Below are 15,090 nucleotides of genomic sequence, written 5' to 3' on the forward strand. Positions count from 1 at the left end.
AAATGACCGACACCGGCATCTACCAATGGGAAGATTTGCTCGACCAGTTGAGACCTCTGGGGGCGAAGATGCGCGAACGCATTCCCGAGCGCCTGCGCAACGATCCGCATGTGATGCAGGAATCGCTTCGACTGCTGTTGTCGGGCGTGCTGCGCACGACCAACGATGCCATCATGCACGACCGCAGCCATCCGATCTTCGTGCCTGAATTGAACATCTGCCAGAACATCTTCCAGCCCAACGCCGACACCATCTACAAGGCTGCGCTGATCGAGAAGGGCGGCACCTATCGCATCCGCGGCGATAGGGGTACCACGCGGATGATGATCCTGGCCCAGCTGGGACCGGACACCTTGCGCACCGGCCAGCATCATCCGGCACAGGACGCCAACGACTTCAACGATCTGACCATCGGCGCCGACGGCAGCTTCGACGTCATCCTTTCGCCCAGCCGGCCACAAGGCCATGCGGGTGACTGGTGGGAGCTGAAGCCGGAGACCGAAAAGCTGATGGTGCGCATCGTCGGCTGCGACTGGGGCATCGAACGCGAACCGCGCTTCGGGATCGTGCGGCTCGACGCGGCGCAGGCATCGAAGGGGCGGCCAAGTTTGCAGCAGCTCGCCCAGCGCTTTTCCGAAATCCCGGGAACCGCCGCCGTCTGCGCCCTCGCATTCCCCGACAAAGTGCAGAAGCTGCGGGACGAAGGCCTCATCAACACGCTGAAAGTCGTCGATTTTTCGCAGATGAGTGGATTGACCCGGCAGTCCTACTACGAAGGCGCCTACGAATTGGCGGACGACGAAGCGCTCATCACAGAGGTGCGGATACCCAAGGAAGTCGACTACTGGTCGCTGATCCTCACCAACGAACTTTACGAGACGATCGACTGGTATCACAACCAGTCCAGCCTCAACGCAGCTCAGGCCGCTCTCGATAGCGACGGTCTGTTCCGAGCGGTGATATCGGCACGCGACCCAGGGGTCTACAACTGGCTCGATACCTCGGGTTACCCAAGCGGCGCGGTCCAGGGACGCTGGTTCAACACGGACGAGCGCCCGACCCCGACGATGAAGAAAGTCAAGCTGAGCGAGGTGCGCATGCACCTGCCTGCCGACACGGCGCTGGTCACGCCCGAGCAGCGCGCCGAAGCGATCCGCGAGCGGACCTTGCGCGCGCATACCCGCATCATCTGGTAAGGTGCGCGGCATGAGGGACGATCTGGCCCGACTGGTGGACCTCGAGGCGATCCGGATGGTCAAGGCGCGCTATTGCCGCCTGCTCGACACCAAGGAGTGGGACGGCTTCATCGCCCTGTTCACGTCGGATGCGGTGATGGACGTGCAGGAGGATACGGGAAATCCGCCCATCACGGGCCATGCGGCGATTCTCGAACAAGTTCGCTTCGCAGTCATGGACGCCCGCTCTGCCCACCAGGTCCATTCCTCGGAAATCGACCTCGGGGACGACGAAGCGCATGTCGTCACCGCGATGCAGGACCAGGTAGTATGGGCGCCTGGAAAGTGCCCTATCCCGGGTGGGGCGTCGATAACGGGTTTCGGCCATTATCACGAGCGTTACGTCCGGGTGGAGGGAGAGTGGAAAATCGCTGCGCTCAAATTAACCCGCCTCTATGTCGAGGTCCATCCCGTCCCTGTCGCCTGATAGGTTCCGGCCATGATGGGCGCGGGCAATCTTCCCGGCGTCGATAAGAGAGGACGGATTGATGGCGCAAGTGCAGGACCTGGCTCTGGAACCGGGGGCTCAAGCCCTGTTCGACAAGTTCGGCACCTATATTCTGCCGGGCCGCGTGAACGATCCGCGGCGGGGCATCGAAGAGGCGAAGGAAGCGGAACGGATCGGCCTGGGTTGCGTCTGGATATCCGAGCGCTATTCGCTTAAGGAGCCGGCCGTCCTTGCCGGTGCCGTGTCGCAAGCGACGTCGAAGATCCGTATCACCGGCACCATGTACGCGACCATGCGCCACCCGCTGGTCACCGCCAGCGTCGCCGACATGATGCAGGCGATGAGTGGCGACCGTTTCCGCCTGATGTTCGCGCGCGCGGTGCCCGCCTACATGAAAATGCTGGGATCGCCGGCGATCACGATGGAGCGGCTGGCTGATCTGATTTCGATCTGCCGCCGCCTCTGGGCAGGCGAGAAGGTCAACTACGACGGCATTCTCGGCCAGTTCCCCGCGATCAGCCTGACCGACAGGCACGGCGGCGCGCCGGCGCCGATCATCTTTACGGCCATAGGCCCCAAGAGCCTCGAGTTCGCGGGCACCCATTGCGACGGCGTATTGCTGCATCCTTTCGTTTCGGCGCAGGGGGTGCGGAACAGCACGAAGATCGTGCGAGACGCTGCCGCCAAGGCCGGCCGCGATCCGATGTCGGTGCGCATCTACCACAATATCATCGTCGCTCCCGACCTGCCCAAGGCGGAAGAGGAGGCCGTCGTCGGGGGACGCGCGATAACCTATTTCGAACTGCCGGGCTTTGGCGACATGATCGTCGACATCAATGGCTGGGACAAGAAGGTCCTGGAAGAGATTCGCGCTCATCCGAAGATCGCCGGGCTAAATGGCAAGCCGGCGGACCAGGCCTACACGCGTCAGGAACTTGTCGACGTCAGCAAGCTGATCCCCCAGCACTGGCTGGACGAAGGAGCCGCGGTGGGCACCGCCAGCCAATGCGCGGATCAGTTGATGGACTTCCTCGACGCCGGCGCCGACGAAATCCTTCTCCACGGTTCTTCGCCCAAGGACATGGGACCTTTGACCGTCGAACTGAAGCGCGCCCTCGCGGCGAAGGGACTGTGAAATGGAGCTTCTGACTCCCGACCGCATCACCACCCAGCTTCAGGACTGGCTGGCGACCCAGAAGCCGGGCTGGCGGGACATCGTTGTCAAGCCGCTCGACGTGACACTCGGAGCGGGCTTTTCCGCCGACATATTCTTCGTCGAGGTCGACTACGTCGAGGATGACGGCGCGCGCAACCAGACACTGGTGGTGCGTCGCCAGCCGACCGACCTCGAAGTCGTGTTCGGCAGCAGCCTTGCCCTGCAGGGCAAGATGATGGCCGCACTCGACGCGCGCGGCGACCAGCGCGTGCCTCCGTGGATAGGCATGCACCTGGAGTCGGACATCCTGGGCCTTCCGTTCCTGGTAATGGGCAAGGTCGAGGGCGAATGTGCCAAGCAGAAGCCGAACTACAACCTCGAGGGTTGGCTGGTCGAGATGACGCCGGCCCAGCGTCACAAGACCTTCGCGAACGCGATCGCCGCTTTCGGCAGCCTCGCAAGGATCGACTGGCAAGACGGCTTCGAATTCCTTGCCTTGCCCAACCTCGGCAAACCGGGTCTCGACCAGTACGTCGGCGCCCTCGAGGCCTGGCACAAGGCCGCGGGCAAGGGGCGTGCAATGCCGATCGTCGATGCGGCCATGGCCTATGTACGGGAAAACATGCCGGCGGACGCCGGGGTCAACGTGTTGTGGGGCGATCCTACCCCGTCGAACGTGATGTTCGCGGCCGACGGCAGCGTCAATGCGCTGATCGACTGGGAACTGGCCGCGTTGGGTCCGGCAGAACTCGACCTCGCTTGGTGGCTCTATTTTGACGACCTCTTCGGCCGCCGCTTCGGGGTCACGCGGCTGGAAGGGCTCCCGAGCAAAGAGGAGAGCATCGTCCTGTGGGAGCAGGCGAGCGGGCAGACTGCGCGGCATCTGGATTACTACGACATCGTCGCGGCCTTGCGCATGGCCCTTGTTGCGGTGGGTGCATTCGACAGGCAGGTGGGCATCGGCAACATCCCGGCTACCAACAAGTCGCTCAACGACAATTTCATGACGCAATATCTGGCGGAAAAGCTGGGCCTGCCGGTCCCCGAATTCGGGCCGGACTTCGTGGCCTTCATGAAGAACCTGACGCCAGTGGAGGAATAGGGGCATCGACGGCAGGCGCAAAACGCGTCCGGCCGCACCGCACACGCGCAAAGCGGTGCAGGATTGGAGAGGCGAGATGAAGCAGATCGTTCGTACGGCATGGCGCGGATGAGCCCCGCTTCGGAACAAGGTTCGATGCTCGATGCCGACACGCTCGTCGCCGAAGCGAAGGCGGCGACGGGGCTGGATGATTTCGGGGCCGATCGCTCGTTCGAGACCGGCTTTCGCAGACTCGTCGCGGCGGTGGAAGCGATGTCGCCGCCGCCGCAGCTTCGCGAGACGGCGCGGGGCAAGATCACCGGACTCCTGGCTACCCGCCTGCGCTACGTCCAGGACGAGAAGGAGCATCCCGAAATCGTCACGCAGGACGTCGGCGCTCCGCTGGTCGTCTGCGGGTTGCCCAGGACGGGGACGACGATCACCTACGATCTGCTCTGCCTCGATCCGAGTGCGCGGGCACCGCGTGAATGGGAATGGTACGTCCCCTGGCCGGCGCCGGAAGAAGCGACGTTCGAGAGCGATCCACGTATCGCCCAGGTCCAGTCGAACTACGAGAACTGGCTGTCCCACGCGCCGCAGCTTGCCGATATCCAGCGCATGGACTGTACGCAGCCCGGCGAATGCAACCATGGCATGATGCTGCATTTTGCCAGCACCAACTTCCCTGCCGAACTGGGCGTGCCCGAGTTCGCCCGCTGGTTGCGCGAGACGGTCCCGGAAGGGCAGTACCGGACCCACAAGCGGATGCTCCAGCAGTTCCAGTGGAAAGGCCCCAAAGGCCGCTGGACCCTGAAATCACCGCAGCATCTCTTCGACCTGCCCGGACTGCTCGAGACTTATCCCGGGGCCATGCTGGTATGGACCCATCGTGATCCGGTGAAGACGTTCTCTTCGCTCGCCAGCATGATCTCGGGCTTCCTGGCGGCCGTGGGCGCACCGCAAGACGCCGCCGCGATCGGTCGCTCGGTGTTCGACACCTGGAGCGCGGGAATGGCCAGGGCAACCGAGGCGCGCGCCTCCCGCCCCGATATCGAGGCGCGGATTCTCGATCTGGCCCATACCGAAATCGTCGATGATCCCATGGCCGCGATCAAGCGGATCTATGCACGTTTCGACCTGCCGTTCGGCGAAGTCCACCGCGCGCGCATCACGCGCTTCCTTGCGGACAATCCTGCGGCCGGGCGCCTCGGCAAGCACCAGCACACGGCGGAGCAGTTCGGCATCGATCCCGACGAAGTGCGTAGCCGACTGGCCGGATACTACGCGCGCTACGGCCATCTGCTGGCCAAAGCTTGACCTTCCCCTCTACAGGAGCAACCTCCGACATGAGCGTACTCGATCGTTTCCGCCTTGATGGTCGTACTGCCATACTGACGGGCGTCGGCCCCGGAGTGGGCGAACACGTAGCGCGGGCCTATGCAGAGCTGGGGGCCAATGTCGTCATCTCCGCGCGGTCGCAGGATCGGCTCGACGTGATCGCCGCGGACATCAACGCCGCCGGCAAAGGACGAGCTCTGGCGATCGCCGCCGACGCCGGGCGCAAGGCCGATCTCGAACGACTGGTGACGTCGGCGCGAGACGCTTTCGGGCCCATCCACATCATCTTCAACAATGCCGCCGCGGGGGTGATCTATGCGGCGGATGGCGGGCTCGGGGCCAATACCGACGAGGTGTGGCAGACCGCCATGGACGTCAACGTCATGGCCACCTGGCGCCTAGCCGAACTGACCGAAAGCGACATGAAGGCGCACGGCAAGGGCAGCATCATTTCAGTCCAGAGCTGCGGTGGCTTCACGCCGATCCCGCCCGCCGTGGCCTACGGCGTATCCAAGGCAGCGCTGCTGTTCCTGGTCCGCGAACTTGCGAAGACGCAGGCGCCGCACACCCGCGTCAATTGCCTGTGTGTGGGGTCGATGAGCCCGGACGGTCAGGAGGCCGACATCCACAAGGGCCTGGGCCTGGCACAACGCAACGCGATCAAGCGCTTTGGCGCGGCCGACGAGGCGGTGGGCGCCGCCATCCTGCTGGCAAGCGACGCATCCAGCTATACCACCGGAAGCACCGTCTTCACCGAAGGCGGCCGCGTGGGTACGATCTCGTGACCCGAAATCCGCTGTGGACGCAGGAACAGGAGGCTGCGGAACGGCTGGCTCTGCGGCTGATCGAACGCATCGACGTCCGTGCCGCTCGCGAGGCTGCGCGACGGATCATGCTGACAGACCCGGTCGCCGCGACGCCGGACGGGCGGATAGGGCTCGATCGTGCGCTCGACCAATGGGTACTGGGTCTCGCCATGCGCGAAGCGAACGGCGATACGGCGGATCCCAAAGTCGTGTGGAACATCAGCAATGCGCCCCGCGCATGGTTTGGCCACGTCTATCGCGGCGCGGCCGTCGCGGTGGACAATCCTGACAACTTCAACCGCGAGATACCCGTCGACGGCGATGGCCGTTACGAGATCGACATTCGCTTCTCCGCCGATCCGCCGCAATTCAGCATCGTGGCGGAAGTCGAGCCACTGCATCACGCTGGGCTCGGGCGCAATCTGGGGGCTCTGACGCTGCAGCAACTGTTGCCCCATTGCGATGCCGAGCGCCGCGTGACGGTGACCGTAGGGCCGGGCGAGGGCGGGGCCACTCACTTGCGCAGCGAGCCGGGCACGCGAATGCAGGTCTACACCCGCGACAGCCAGCGCGACTGGCGACAGGTCCCTGCCGAGGTGGGCGTGCGCCGCGTCGATCCTCCTGCGGGCCATCGCCGGCGCAGCGAGGACGAGATCGCCGCAACCGTCGTGACCGACCTTCCGGCCTGGGTTGCGTTCTGGTCGGCATTCAAGAACGAATTTCTGGGCGATCACCGCGTCAATACCTTGGTCGGGCCGAATGGCCGGGACGGCGGCTGGGGCTATCTGGCGGGTGGCCGCTTCGCGCTGGCCGAAGGGCAGGGCTTGCTGATTACGATATCGGCCGAAGACAGCTATTATACAGGCATCCAGATCGCCGATCCCTGGACGATCTCGCCTGATCCCATGCTGCGCATGGTGAGCCTGAACAGTGGGCAAGTGGCGCTCAACCCGGATGGAACGCAGACGTATGTCGTGGCCGGAATCGACCCAGGGGTAAGCAACTGGATCGATACCGCGGGACTGTCCTGCGGTTGGGTTCTGCTGCGTTGGCAAGGCGTGCCCGCAGGCACGGATCCAGCCCGGTTCCTGCGTGAGGTCCGCGTCATCGACCTGGCCGACATCGACAGCGAACTTGCTGATTTCGTGCCTCGTGTCACCATCGCCCAGCGTGGCGCCCAATTGCGCGACCGCGCGCATCAGCATGGCCTGCGCACTTGCGCGTCCGACTAGAACCCGTGGTGAGGAGCCTGTGATGCAGCCGAACGGATCAATCCTCGAACTCTGCCAGGTGGTTCGCGATATGGACCGCGCGCTCGACCACTGGACGCGGGTTCTCGGCGCGGGGCCATTCTTCGTCTTCGACGTGCCTGTGCTCCCCGGGCAGGTCTACCGCGGCGAGCCGACCGAGGTGGCGATGCGCGTCGCCTTCGGCTTTTCCGGCGGCCTGCTGATCGAGCTGCTGCAGCAGACGAGCGAGGGTCCATCCGTATTTACGGAAATGCTCGAGACGACGGGTGAAGGCTATCACCACGTCATGTTGCGGGTGCCCTATGACGCCGGCGTCGAACGATTGTCGGGTGAAGGCTATGCCATGGCCTTCAGCGGCACCATGCCTTCGGGCGAACGCTTCGCTTTGTTCGACACGCGCCCGGGGAATGGCGGCTACGTCGAGCTGATGGAGATTTCGCCGGCCATGGAAGCATCGCTGGGCCGGATGCACGCCGCCCATATGGCATGGGATGAGACGACCCGCCCCATCCGCAGCATGTCCGACCTGGCCTGATCGTGGAAGGGCGGCCCGGCGGCCGCCCGATGCTCAGAGCTTCTTGAGTTCGGCGTTCGTCATGCTGGTCGTAAGGCCCTTTTCGCCGCTGCTCAGTGTCTGCGCGGGGATCGTGATGAACTTGCCACGATAGATCAGGCGCACGGCGCTGGCGGTGCCGTCGGCACCCTGAAGAACGCGGTCGATCTTGCCGAGCTTGGTGCCTTCGGCGGAAAAGACCGTCTGGTTACGATCGACCGTGGGGGCTTCGGCAGCCAGAGCCGGCGTAGTCAGCGTCAGCGCGGCGAAAGCCATAAAAAGCGTCTTCATATTCAGATTCCCATTGAATGGTGCGTGCTGCTGTTGGCGCAGAAGATTATCGGTTTCAAGAAAAAATCGTGCAAATGAGAGGAAATCTGTTCAATTTGTTCAACGGGCAGGGCATGACGGCGGCCGTGTCGGGAGAGAACAATGGCAGTTAGCGGTTTCGCGCCTAAGGACAGGTGGTTCCTGGCCCTTCTGGGCGCGATCTTCATGATAAATTTCGTCGATCGGACGATCATCGCGGTCGTCGGGGAAGCCATCCGGCGCGACCTGCAGCTAAGCGACCTGCAGCTCGGCATGATGGGCGGCCTGGCTTTTTCTCTGTTCTATGCCGTTCTGGGCATACCGCTTGCGCGCCTGGCGGAGCGGTTCAACCGGGTGCGCCTGATCGTGGTCGTGACTATCCTTTGGTCTATGATGACGGCACTGTGCGGCGCGGCGGGGGGATACCTCCAACTGCTGCTTTGCCGCATGGGCGTGGGCGTGGGCGAGGCCGGATTCACGCCGGCACTGGTGTCGATGATCTCCGATCGCTTTCCTGTCGGGCGCCGGGCGCTGGTGTTCTCGCTGATCGCGCTGGGAGCCCCGCTCGGCAGTGCCATTGCGGCGGTCGCGGGCAGTGAGATCGCCCAGGCCTTCGGCTGGCGCTGGACGATGGTCGCGGTCGGGGCGCCAGGGCTGGTGCTGGCCCTGCTGCTCTTTGGGACGATCCCCGAACCAGAGCGCAAGGATGCCGGTGAGCGCGCACAGACGCCGCCGTTCGGGGAAGTGTTGCGCCGCCTGGGTCGCTCGCCCTCTTTCCTGCACCTGACTTGCGGAAGCGGGCTCGTGGGGCTCGTCGGTTTCGGGACCAATCTGTTCCTCATCCCGTTGCTGGTACGCAGGTTCGGCCTGCCGCTGTCGCAGGCGGGACTGATCTTCGCGATGTCGTTCAGCCTGGCGACGATGGTCGGTCAGGTCGTCGGCGGCAACGTCGCCAGCCGTCTGATCGAACGTGATATCCGCTGGGGCGCCTGGGCCCCGGCAGCGACCGTGGGACTGGCCCTGCCGCTGTACCTGCTCGCGCTATACCAGTCGGACTGGCGTGTCCTGGTCGGCTTCCTGTTCATGGCGACGGCGCTGCTCTACGCCTTCACACCCGCGGTGATGACTGTCACGCAGACGCTGGTAGAGCCGCGCATGCGGGCATCGGCGGCAGCGCTGCATGCCTTCGGGCAGACGGTCGCGGGGCTGGGCATCGGTTCGGTCGCCCTTGGCTATCTCAGCGACCTTCTGGCGGACTACCATTTTTCCGGCGATTATGCCGCGACATGCCTTGGCCAGCATGCCGCGGCCGTGCCGGCGCAGTGCCTTGTGGCATCGGCGACCGGGCTGCAGCAGAGCATGCTGATCTCTGCCTCCGTGCTCGCGGTCGCCGTGGCCAACTATCTCGCCGCGGGAAAGAACCTTTTGCGCGAAAGTGCCGTGGCGTGAAGCCGATCCAGCGCCCGCAGCGTCAGTTCCATTGCAGATGCAGGTCGGGAACGTGGAGGATGTTGCCTAAGAAATAGGGCACCTCGAAGCCGTTCTTGATGCGGAACTCGGGCAGTCGGGTGACGAACTCGTGCACCGCGATCTGCAGTTCCAGCCGGGCCAGATGCATGCCGAGGCACTTGTGGATGCCGCTGCCCAGTGACATGTGCGGTGCCTTGCGATCGAAGCGGATTTCCTGCGGCTCCTCGTAGTAGGCCGGATCGCGCCCGACCACCGGCGAGCAGAACGCCACGTATTCGCCGGGCATGATCGTATGACCGTGGATCTCGATGACCTTGGTGGCGATGCGGAATGCCGTCACCGGAGCGAAAGCCCGCAGGAATTCCTCAACCGCGAGCACGATCAGCGATGGATCTGCGCGCAGTTCGTTCTGCTTGTCGGGGTGGGAGCCTAGGTAATTGAAGATGTTGCCCAGCAGCGAAGTGACCGTGTCCAGGCCGCCGATATAGAGGTTGAAGCAGTGGCCCAGCACTTCGTCATCGTTCCAGGGGCGGCCATCGACTTCGAAGCCCAGAATCTTCGTGATGTAATCGTCACGCGGGTTGATGCGGCGCGCTTCGATCTCTTCGAGCAGGTAGTCCTTCACGCAGCGGACGGCATTGCCGCGCACTTGCCAGTCGTTGGTGTGGAGCAGTTCCTTTTCCCACTGCAGGAACTGCGCCATGCGCTCCTGCGGCAGGCCCAATAGGTCGAGAACGATGAAGATCGGAAACTTTTCCGAGAATTCGGCGACGAAATCGCAATGCCCGCGTTCCTGGAAGGTATCTATCAGCGCGACGGCGCGTTCGCGTACCTGCTCCTTCATGGCGAACATCTTCTGCGGCGAGAAATGGCCGTTGAGCGCCTTGCGATAGCCGGTGTGAACGGGGGGATCGGCCTCGGTGGGAATCACGAGCCAGTTCTCGCCGATGTTCTGCGCCCACTTGCCCATGCCGTTCTTGGTGAAGTTGTCGGCATCGCGCAGCATGGCCTGGACGTCGGCGGCGTTCTTCAGAAGCCAGCCCGGCTGGTCGCCCGGAAAGATATTGGTGACGTACGTGATGGGTGGCAGGTCCGCTTGCATCGCCGGGATCAGCGTCTCCTGCGGATTTTCGTAGACCACCTGGCGCGAAAAGAGTGGTAGCGCGATCGCCAGTGCTGGCGGGACGTGGTCGGGCAGCGGCTGTTGCACGAGCTGTGTCATCAAGGTCTCCGAAGCATCATGTGAGTTCCATCGGCTTCGGCGGAGCGGGGAATGCGTATCCCGCGCTCCGCCGACCGTTTCAGAACTTGAAGGTGGTTTCTACCCCGTATGTCGCAGGTTGGCCTACATAGGCAGCCGCGATGCCCAGCGTCCGGTAGAGGTCGGGGAAACGACGCAGCAGGTATTTCTTGTCGAAGATGTTGCGGCCGTAGACGGCGATCTCGATGTCCGGACCATCGAGTTGGAAGGCAACGCGTCCGTTGAAAATGCCGTACCCGGGTACGCGACCGAGCGTGTGCTCGACGTCATAGGCGGCCTTCGTGGCCGCAGATGCCTGTTCGGCAGCCTTCACGGCATCGAAGTACTGCGCGCCGACGTAGGCATAGGCTGCCGTCACGGCCAGTGTGCCCATGCCGAGCGGAATCTTCTGCGTCGCGCTGACGTTCAACTGCTTCTTGGGAAGCTGCAGCAGGGGAAGTCCGCTCAGGTCGACGACGCAGCCATTGACCACCCCTGCGTCGTTGGTGCAGCCGCTACCGGCAATGACCTGGGTTTCGGTGAAGGTGCCCTTGACGTACTTGCCATCCTGCAGCGATCCGTTGACCGTGAAGGTCATCCCTTCCCACGGCACGGCGGTGAGTTCGTTCTCGATGCCCCAGATGCGGACCTTGCCGTTGTTCTGGATATATTGCGTGACGCCGATCCCTGGCACGAAGCTATTGACGATGGCCTGGTTGTCGGACTTCCAAGTATGGAATACGGCGGTATTGAAGCGCAGGCGACGCTCGAACAGATCGACCTTCAGGCCGGCTTCGACGTCCTTGACCTTTTCGGGCGCGAACGCGGGGAGGCCGCCGGCCCTCAGGTTCCAGCCGCCTGCCTTCGCCGCGCCGCGCGTAGCCGCGTAGAGGAACAGGTGGTCACTGGCCTGCCAGTCGACACCGAAGTTCCAGGACGGGTAGTTGAACTTGGCGTTCTGGGCCTGGTTGCAGGTAGTGGCCGTCACTGGGTCGGTGGGTGTGACCGTGCAGTTGATTCCGGTGGGCGTGCCGGCAACGGGAACATTGTAGGGGCGTCCCAGAACCTGGGCATTGTGCAGCACGCTGTCGCGGGTATCCCACGTGTAGCGGAAACCACCGACGGCGCGCAGGCTGGGGGTGAGTTCGTAATACGCCTGTGCGAAGAGCCCCAGGGTCTTGTTGGTGACATCGGCATTGCTGTCACGGATCAAGCCGCCGAATATCTGTGAGCGGCTGAATTCGTACCCGCTTTCCTTGCCGCCGTAGGCGCCGGCGATGAAGTTGAGGCTGTCCGTGATGTCGCCCGAAACCTGGAACTCCTGCGACAGGTAATACGAACCCGATCCCGCATACGTGCCGAGCAATGGCACCGCGGTCCCATCGGTATCGCTCAGGCCGTAATTCATGGAATGGCGATAGCCGGTGATAGACTTGAAATTGAGACCACCCACTTCGACGTTGAGGGTTCCGGCAAAGCCGTAGACCTCAAGGGTATTGAAGGGCTTCGCGCCGTACAGCGCTTGCGCTTCCGGGGTCAGTGCGCCGGTTCCCGCGTTCAACGCGATGCCCGTCGCCGTGTTGCCCCACCAGTGGTCCTTCGTCAGCAGACCTGCGGTGAGGCCCGGCTGAAAGGCAGCAGGTACGATGGCCGGATTGAAGGCCCATAGTGCGATCTGTTGGCCGTGGTTCTTCTGCCGGTTCCAATCGCCTGTCAGGGTGAAGTCCCAGCCATCGCCTTCATACCTGATCTTGCCACGCACGAACTTGCTGGAATTGTCCGCGAACTGGCGACCGCTGTCGAGATTCTTCCCGTAGCCGTCGCGATCGTTGATCGCGCCGCTCACGCGCATCGCAAGTCCTTCGGCCAAAGGAACGTTGAGGCTCGCCTGAATGCCGAGATTATTGTAATTTCCATATTCGGCCTTGAACTTGCCACCGAACGTGTCGGATGGATCGTTCGTGATGATGTTGATCGCACCACCCGTGGTGTTACGGCCGAACAGCGTGCCCTGCGGCCCACGCAGGACTTCCAGGCGTTGGATGTCCTGAATGTCGGTCATGCCGGTCGAAGGTCGCGGGATGTAGATCCCGTCCACGTAAGTCGCCACGGCGGGGTCGTTGGCGAGAATGGGCTGAAGATTGCCCTGACCGCGGATGGCGACGAAGACGATACCGTCGCCGCCGGCGGACCCGCGACCGATCACCAGACCGGGTGCGGTGGCCTGCAGGTCGGCGACATTCTCCACTTTCGCGATGGTGAGGGCTTCGGCATTGAGTGCCGTCACCGCGATCGGAGTGGTCTGCAGACTTTCCTCGGTGCGGCGGGCGGTAACGATGATGTCCTCGATCCCCTCGACCGTATTTGTCTGCTGTTGCGCCCATGCGGGCTGTGCGATGGCGGCAACGAGCGCACCCAGCGCAACTTTGCCCAGAATCTCGGCCTTCGTCATTTTATCCTCCCAACGGTTTTTCTTTTCGGCACACCGTTAAGTGGTACGCCGATGTCAGGAGGACTTATCCAAGGCGAGGTGGGTTACATATAGATCGGGCACGAATTGACTGCATGACGACAGGTTTTGGCCGCCATTCGATATTTGTGATTCAGTGTAACTGCGGCGGCAAATGTCCGGTGGCCGTCGGAAACGCCGCGGAAAAGGTCGAGGTAGCGGAAGAGCGCAACGCCTGCTTTTTCGCTCGATCGTCGGCCCATCGCCGCGCAGCAGGTCCTTGGCTCCTGCGGCGCGCCGCGGGCCACCACTGCACGTATCGAACATGTTCTCGTCTTTACCGATGAACTAGATCAGCCAAACTTTGGGCAGTCCAGAATGGCTGCCCAATGATTGGTTCACGGGGAGGAATGAATGGTGCCCGTCAAGTCTGGCGAACCATTCTTACGACAAGAAATTGCAATAGCGGGCGACCGATTGATGGGCCCACAAAACACCACGCCGATCGCCTTGGGCATACTGATGAAGAATTGGATGCGTCAAGTCGGGGCCAGGTATGTTAGGCCCGATCTGCCGGAGGTGGTGAATGAGCGAAGATAAGGAAAACGATCCGCTTGAGAGAATTCTCGAGGCACCGGATCTGGCGAACGCGCTTGAAAGCGATCGGTTTAAGCAGTTTCTCGATCATGTACCGATCGCTATCGCCGTTTCGGAGATAGAGCCGACGGAATTCATCACTTACGTCAACCTCGAATTCGAACGGTTGACGGGGCAGACAGCTGGACAGCTCGTGGGACAGAACTGGCAGGCATTGCGTGGTGAGGCGTTGCCGCGCGACGACGTGCGCAGCCTTGGCGAGGCGGTCGAGCACGACGATGAGCATGTAGGCGCCTTCAGGATCGAGCATGGCGATGAGGTTTTCGAGGTCGATGCCTGGTCGAATACCATCGAGGACGAGGAAGGGCGGCCGCTTTTCCGTCTCGTCGCGATGGCTCGATTGGGCGCGAAGACTCGCGATGAAGACCAAGCTCTGAGGCAATCCCTGCGGGACAAGGACGCTCTTCTGCTGGAACTGCAGCATCGCGTGAAAAACAACCTTCAGATGATCACGGCGCTCATCCGGCTGGAGGCGCGCAACGTGCCCGACCAGGAGACGGGCAAGCGTTTCGACCGGCTGGCCGGACGTATCAACGCGCTCGCGCTGCTTTATCGCTCGCTGGCGGCAGGGGAGCAGGGCGACGTCGTGGATCTGGGCATCTATCTCAGCCAGATAGCCTCCGCAGTGATTCAGGCTCATGCGCCTGAAGGGATTCGGCTCGACCTGAAAGTCGACACCTGGGCTGTGGGGATCGATGTTGCAATGCCGGCGGGACTGGTCGTCAACGAACTTCTGACCAACGCGCTCAAGCATGCGTTCCCTGGCGAGGGTGGAGGAAAGATCACCCTTCACAGTCTGGTGGAAGACACCGGCTGCCACGTGATCGTGGCCGACGACGGCATCGGCCTTCCTGAAGGCATGACCTGGCCAAAGCCCGGAAAACTGGGCGCAGTCATCGCCGAATCGCTTCGGCAGAATGCAAAGGCGAGCTTTACGGTGAACTCCGCGCCGGGCGAGGGGCTGCGGGTGGATATATTCTTCGCCCGGCAGCCCGCATAGCCGGACCGATGCGACCGGTGGTGTAAAGACCGTGCCTGCCAACGTTCGCACGCTCTGCGCTGCGGTCGAACTTGCCGATATCGGCAAGCGCGAGAGCG

The 15,090-nt window shown here is 62.9% G+C and carries 13 protein-coding genes; 10 read left to right on the plus strand and 3 right to left on the minus strand.

Going from position 1 to position 15,090, the window contains the following annotated elements; genetic code table 11:
* Positions 1-2: 2 nt before the first annotated feature.
* From ACFFDA_RS07020 to ACFFDA_RS07055, 8 genes are all read left to right on the plus strand, one after another.
* Positions 3-1,196: a DUF1214 domain-containing protein gene (locus ACFFDA_RS07020; RefSeq protein ID WP_404477292.1), complete on the plus strand. Its 1,194-nt coding sequence runs from the start codon at positions 3-5 to the stop codon at positions 1,194-1,196.
* Between the two features lie 10 nt (positions 1,197-1,206).
* Positions 1,207-1,662 carry a nuclear transport factor 2 family protein gene (locus tag ACFFDA_RS07025; protein WP_404477294.1) on the plus strand — a complete coding sequence of 152 codons (456 nt, stop codon included), beginning with the start codon at positions 1,207-1,209 and terminating at the stop codon, positions 1,660-1,662.
* 61 nt (positions 1,663-1,723) lie between these two features.
* Entirely contained in the window at positions 1,724-2,818 is a 1,095-nt protein-coding gene (locus ACFFDA_RS07030; RefSeq protein ID WP_404477295.1) for a TIGR03857 family LLM class F420-dependent oxidoreductase, read from the plus strand.
* Between the two features lies 1 nt (position 2,819).
* Entirely contained in the window at positions 2,820-3,941 is a 1,122-nt protein-coding gene (locus tag ACFFDA_RS07035) for a phosphotransferase family protein (RefSeq protein WP_404477297.1), read from the plus strand.
* Positions 3,942-4,049: 108 nt separating this feature from the next.
* The gene (locus ACFFDA_RS07040) at positions 4,050-5,237 is read left to right on the plus strand and encodes a sulfotransferase family protein (protein WP_404477299.1); all 1,188 of its coding nucleotides are present in this window, start codon (positions 4,050-4,052) and stop codon (positions 5,235-5,237) included.
* A 29-nt stretch (positions 5,238-5,266) separates the two neighbouring features.
* Positions 5,267-6,043, plus strand: coding sequence for an SDR family NAD(P)-dependent oxidoreductase (locus ACFFDA_RS07045; RefSeq protein WP_404477300.1), 777 nt, complete (start codon positions 5,267-5,269; stop codon positions 6,041-6,043).
* Positions 6,040-7,296 carry a hypothetical protein gene (locus ACFFDA_RS07050; protein WP_404477302.1) on the plus strand — a complete coding sequence of 419 codons (1,257 nt, stop codon included), beginning with the start codon at positions 6,040-6,042 and terminating at the stop codon, positions 7,294-7,296. The genes ACFFDA_RS07045 and ACFFDA_RS07050 overlap by 4 nt, the downstream gene beginning before the upstream one ends.
* A 22-nt stretch (positions 7,297-7,318) precedes the next feature.
* Positions 7,319-7,849 carry a VOC family protein gene (locus ACFFDA_RS07055; protein ID WP_404477304.1) on the plus strand — a complete coding sequence of 177 codons (531 nt, stop codon included), beginning with the start codon at positions 7,319-7,321 and terminating at the stop codon, positions 7,847-7,849.
* Between the two features lie 33 nt (positions 7,850-7,882).
* Here ACFFDA_RS07055 and ACFFDA_RS07060 read toward each other — a convergent pair whose 3' ends face one another.
* Complete coding sequence (locus ACFFDA_RS07060; protein ID WP_404477306.1) at positions 7,883-8,158, minus strand: hypothetical protein; 276 nt, start codon at positions 8,156-8,158, stop codon at positions 7,883-7,885.
* Between the two features lie 141 nt (positions 8,159-8,299).
* Here ACFFDA_RS07060 and ACFFDA_RS07065 point away from each other — a divergent pair, with 141 nt between their 5' ends.
* Positions 8,300-9,625, plus strand: coding sequence for a spinster family MFS transporter (locus tag ACFFDA_RS07065; RefSeq protein WP_404477308.1), 1,326 nt, complete (start codon positions 8,300-8,302; stop codon positions 9,623-9,625).
* Positions 9,626-9,647: 22 nt separating this feature from the next.
* Here the strand turns inward: ACFFDA_RS07065 and ACFFDA_RS07070 are convergent, their stop codons facing one another.
* Positions 9,648-10,868 (minus strand): cytochrome P450, encoded by a 1,221-nt coding sequence (locus tag ACFFDA_RS07070; protein WP_404477310.1) that lies wholly within the window; start codon positions 10,866-10,868, stop codon positions 9,648-9,650.
* Between the two features lie 79 nt (positions 10,869-10,947).
* The gene (locus ACFFDA_RS07075) at positions 10,948-13,338 is read right to left on the minus strand and encodes a TonB-dependent receptor (protein WP_404477311.1); all 2,391 of its coding nucleotides are present in this window, start codon (positions 13,336-13,338) and stop codon (positions 10,948-10,950) included.
* A gap of 583 nt (positions 13,339-13,921) precedes the next feature.
* On the opposite strand from ACFFDA_RS07075, the gene ACFFDA_RS07080 reads away from it, so the two are divergent.
* Positions 13,922-14,992: a sensor histidine kinase gene (locus ACFFDA_RS07080; protein ID WP_404477313.1), complete on the plus strand. Its 1,071-nt coding sequence runs from the start codon at positions 13,922-13,924 to the stop codon at positions 14,990-14,992.
* Positions 14,993-15,090 lie beyond the last annotated feature (98 nt).

The organism is Novosphingobium sp. BL-52-GroH (assembly GCF_044813085.1).
Classification (GTDB): domain Bacteria; phylum Pseudomonadota; class Alphaproteobacteria; order Sphingomonadales; family Sphingomonadaceae; genus Novosphingobium.

What these genes read in the sequence shown, in the direction of transcription:
- ACFFDA_RS07020 (WP_404477292.1), top strand. Translation starts at nt 3, where the DNA reads ATGACCGACACCGGCATCTACCAATGGGAAGATTTGCTCGACCAGTTG.
- ACFFDA_RS07025 (WP_404477294.1), top strand. Translation starts at nt 1,207, where the DNA reads ATGAGGGACGATCTGGCCCGACTGGTGGACCTCGAGGCGATCCGGATG.
- ACFFDA_RS07030 (WP_404477295.1), top strand. Translation starts at nt 1,724, where the DNA reads ATGGCGCAAGTGCAGGACCTGGCTCTGGAACCGGGGGCTCAAGCCCTG.
- ACFFDA_RS07035 (WP_404477297.1), top strand. Translation starts at nt 2,820, where the DNA reads ATGGAGCTTCTGACTCCCGACCGCATCACCACCCAGCTTCAGGACTGG.
- ACFFDA_RS07040 (WP_404477299.1), top strand. Translation starts at nt 4,050, where the DNA reads ATGAGCCCCGCTTCGGAACAAGGTTCGATGCTCGATGCCGACACGCTC.
- ACFFDA_RS07045 (WP_404477300.1), top strand. Translation starts at nt 5,267, where the DNA reads ATGAGCGTACTCGATCGTTTCCGCCTTGATGGTCGTACTGCCATACTG.
- ACFFDA_RS07055 (WP_404477304.1), top strand. Translation starts at nt 7,319, where the DNA reads ATGCAGCCGAACGGATCAATCCTCGAACTCTGCCAGGTGGTTCGCGAT.
- ACFFDA_RS07060 (WP_404477306.1), bottom strand. Translation starts at nt 8,158, where the DNA reads ATGAAGACGCTTTTTATGGCTTTCGCCGCGCTGACGCTGACTACGCCG.
- ACFFDA_RS07065 (WP_404477308.1), top strand. Translation starts at nt 8,300, where the DNA reads ATGGCAGTTAGCGGTTTCGCGCCTAAGGACAGGTGGTTCCTGGCCCTT.
- ACFFDA_RS07070 (WP_404477310.1), bottom strand. Translation starts at nt 10,868, where the DNA reads ATGACACAGCTCGTGCAACAGCCGCTGCCCGACCACGTCCCGCCAGCA.
- ACFFDA_RS07075 (WP_404477311.1), bottom strand. Translation starts at nt 13,338, where the DNA reads ATGACGAAGGCCGAGATTCTGGGCAAAGTTGCGCTGGGTGCGCTCGTT.
- ACFFDA_RS07080 (WP_404477313.1), top strand. Translation starts at nt 13,922, where the DNA reads ATGAGCGAAGATAAGGAAAACGATCCGCTTGAGAGAATTCTCGAGGCA.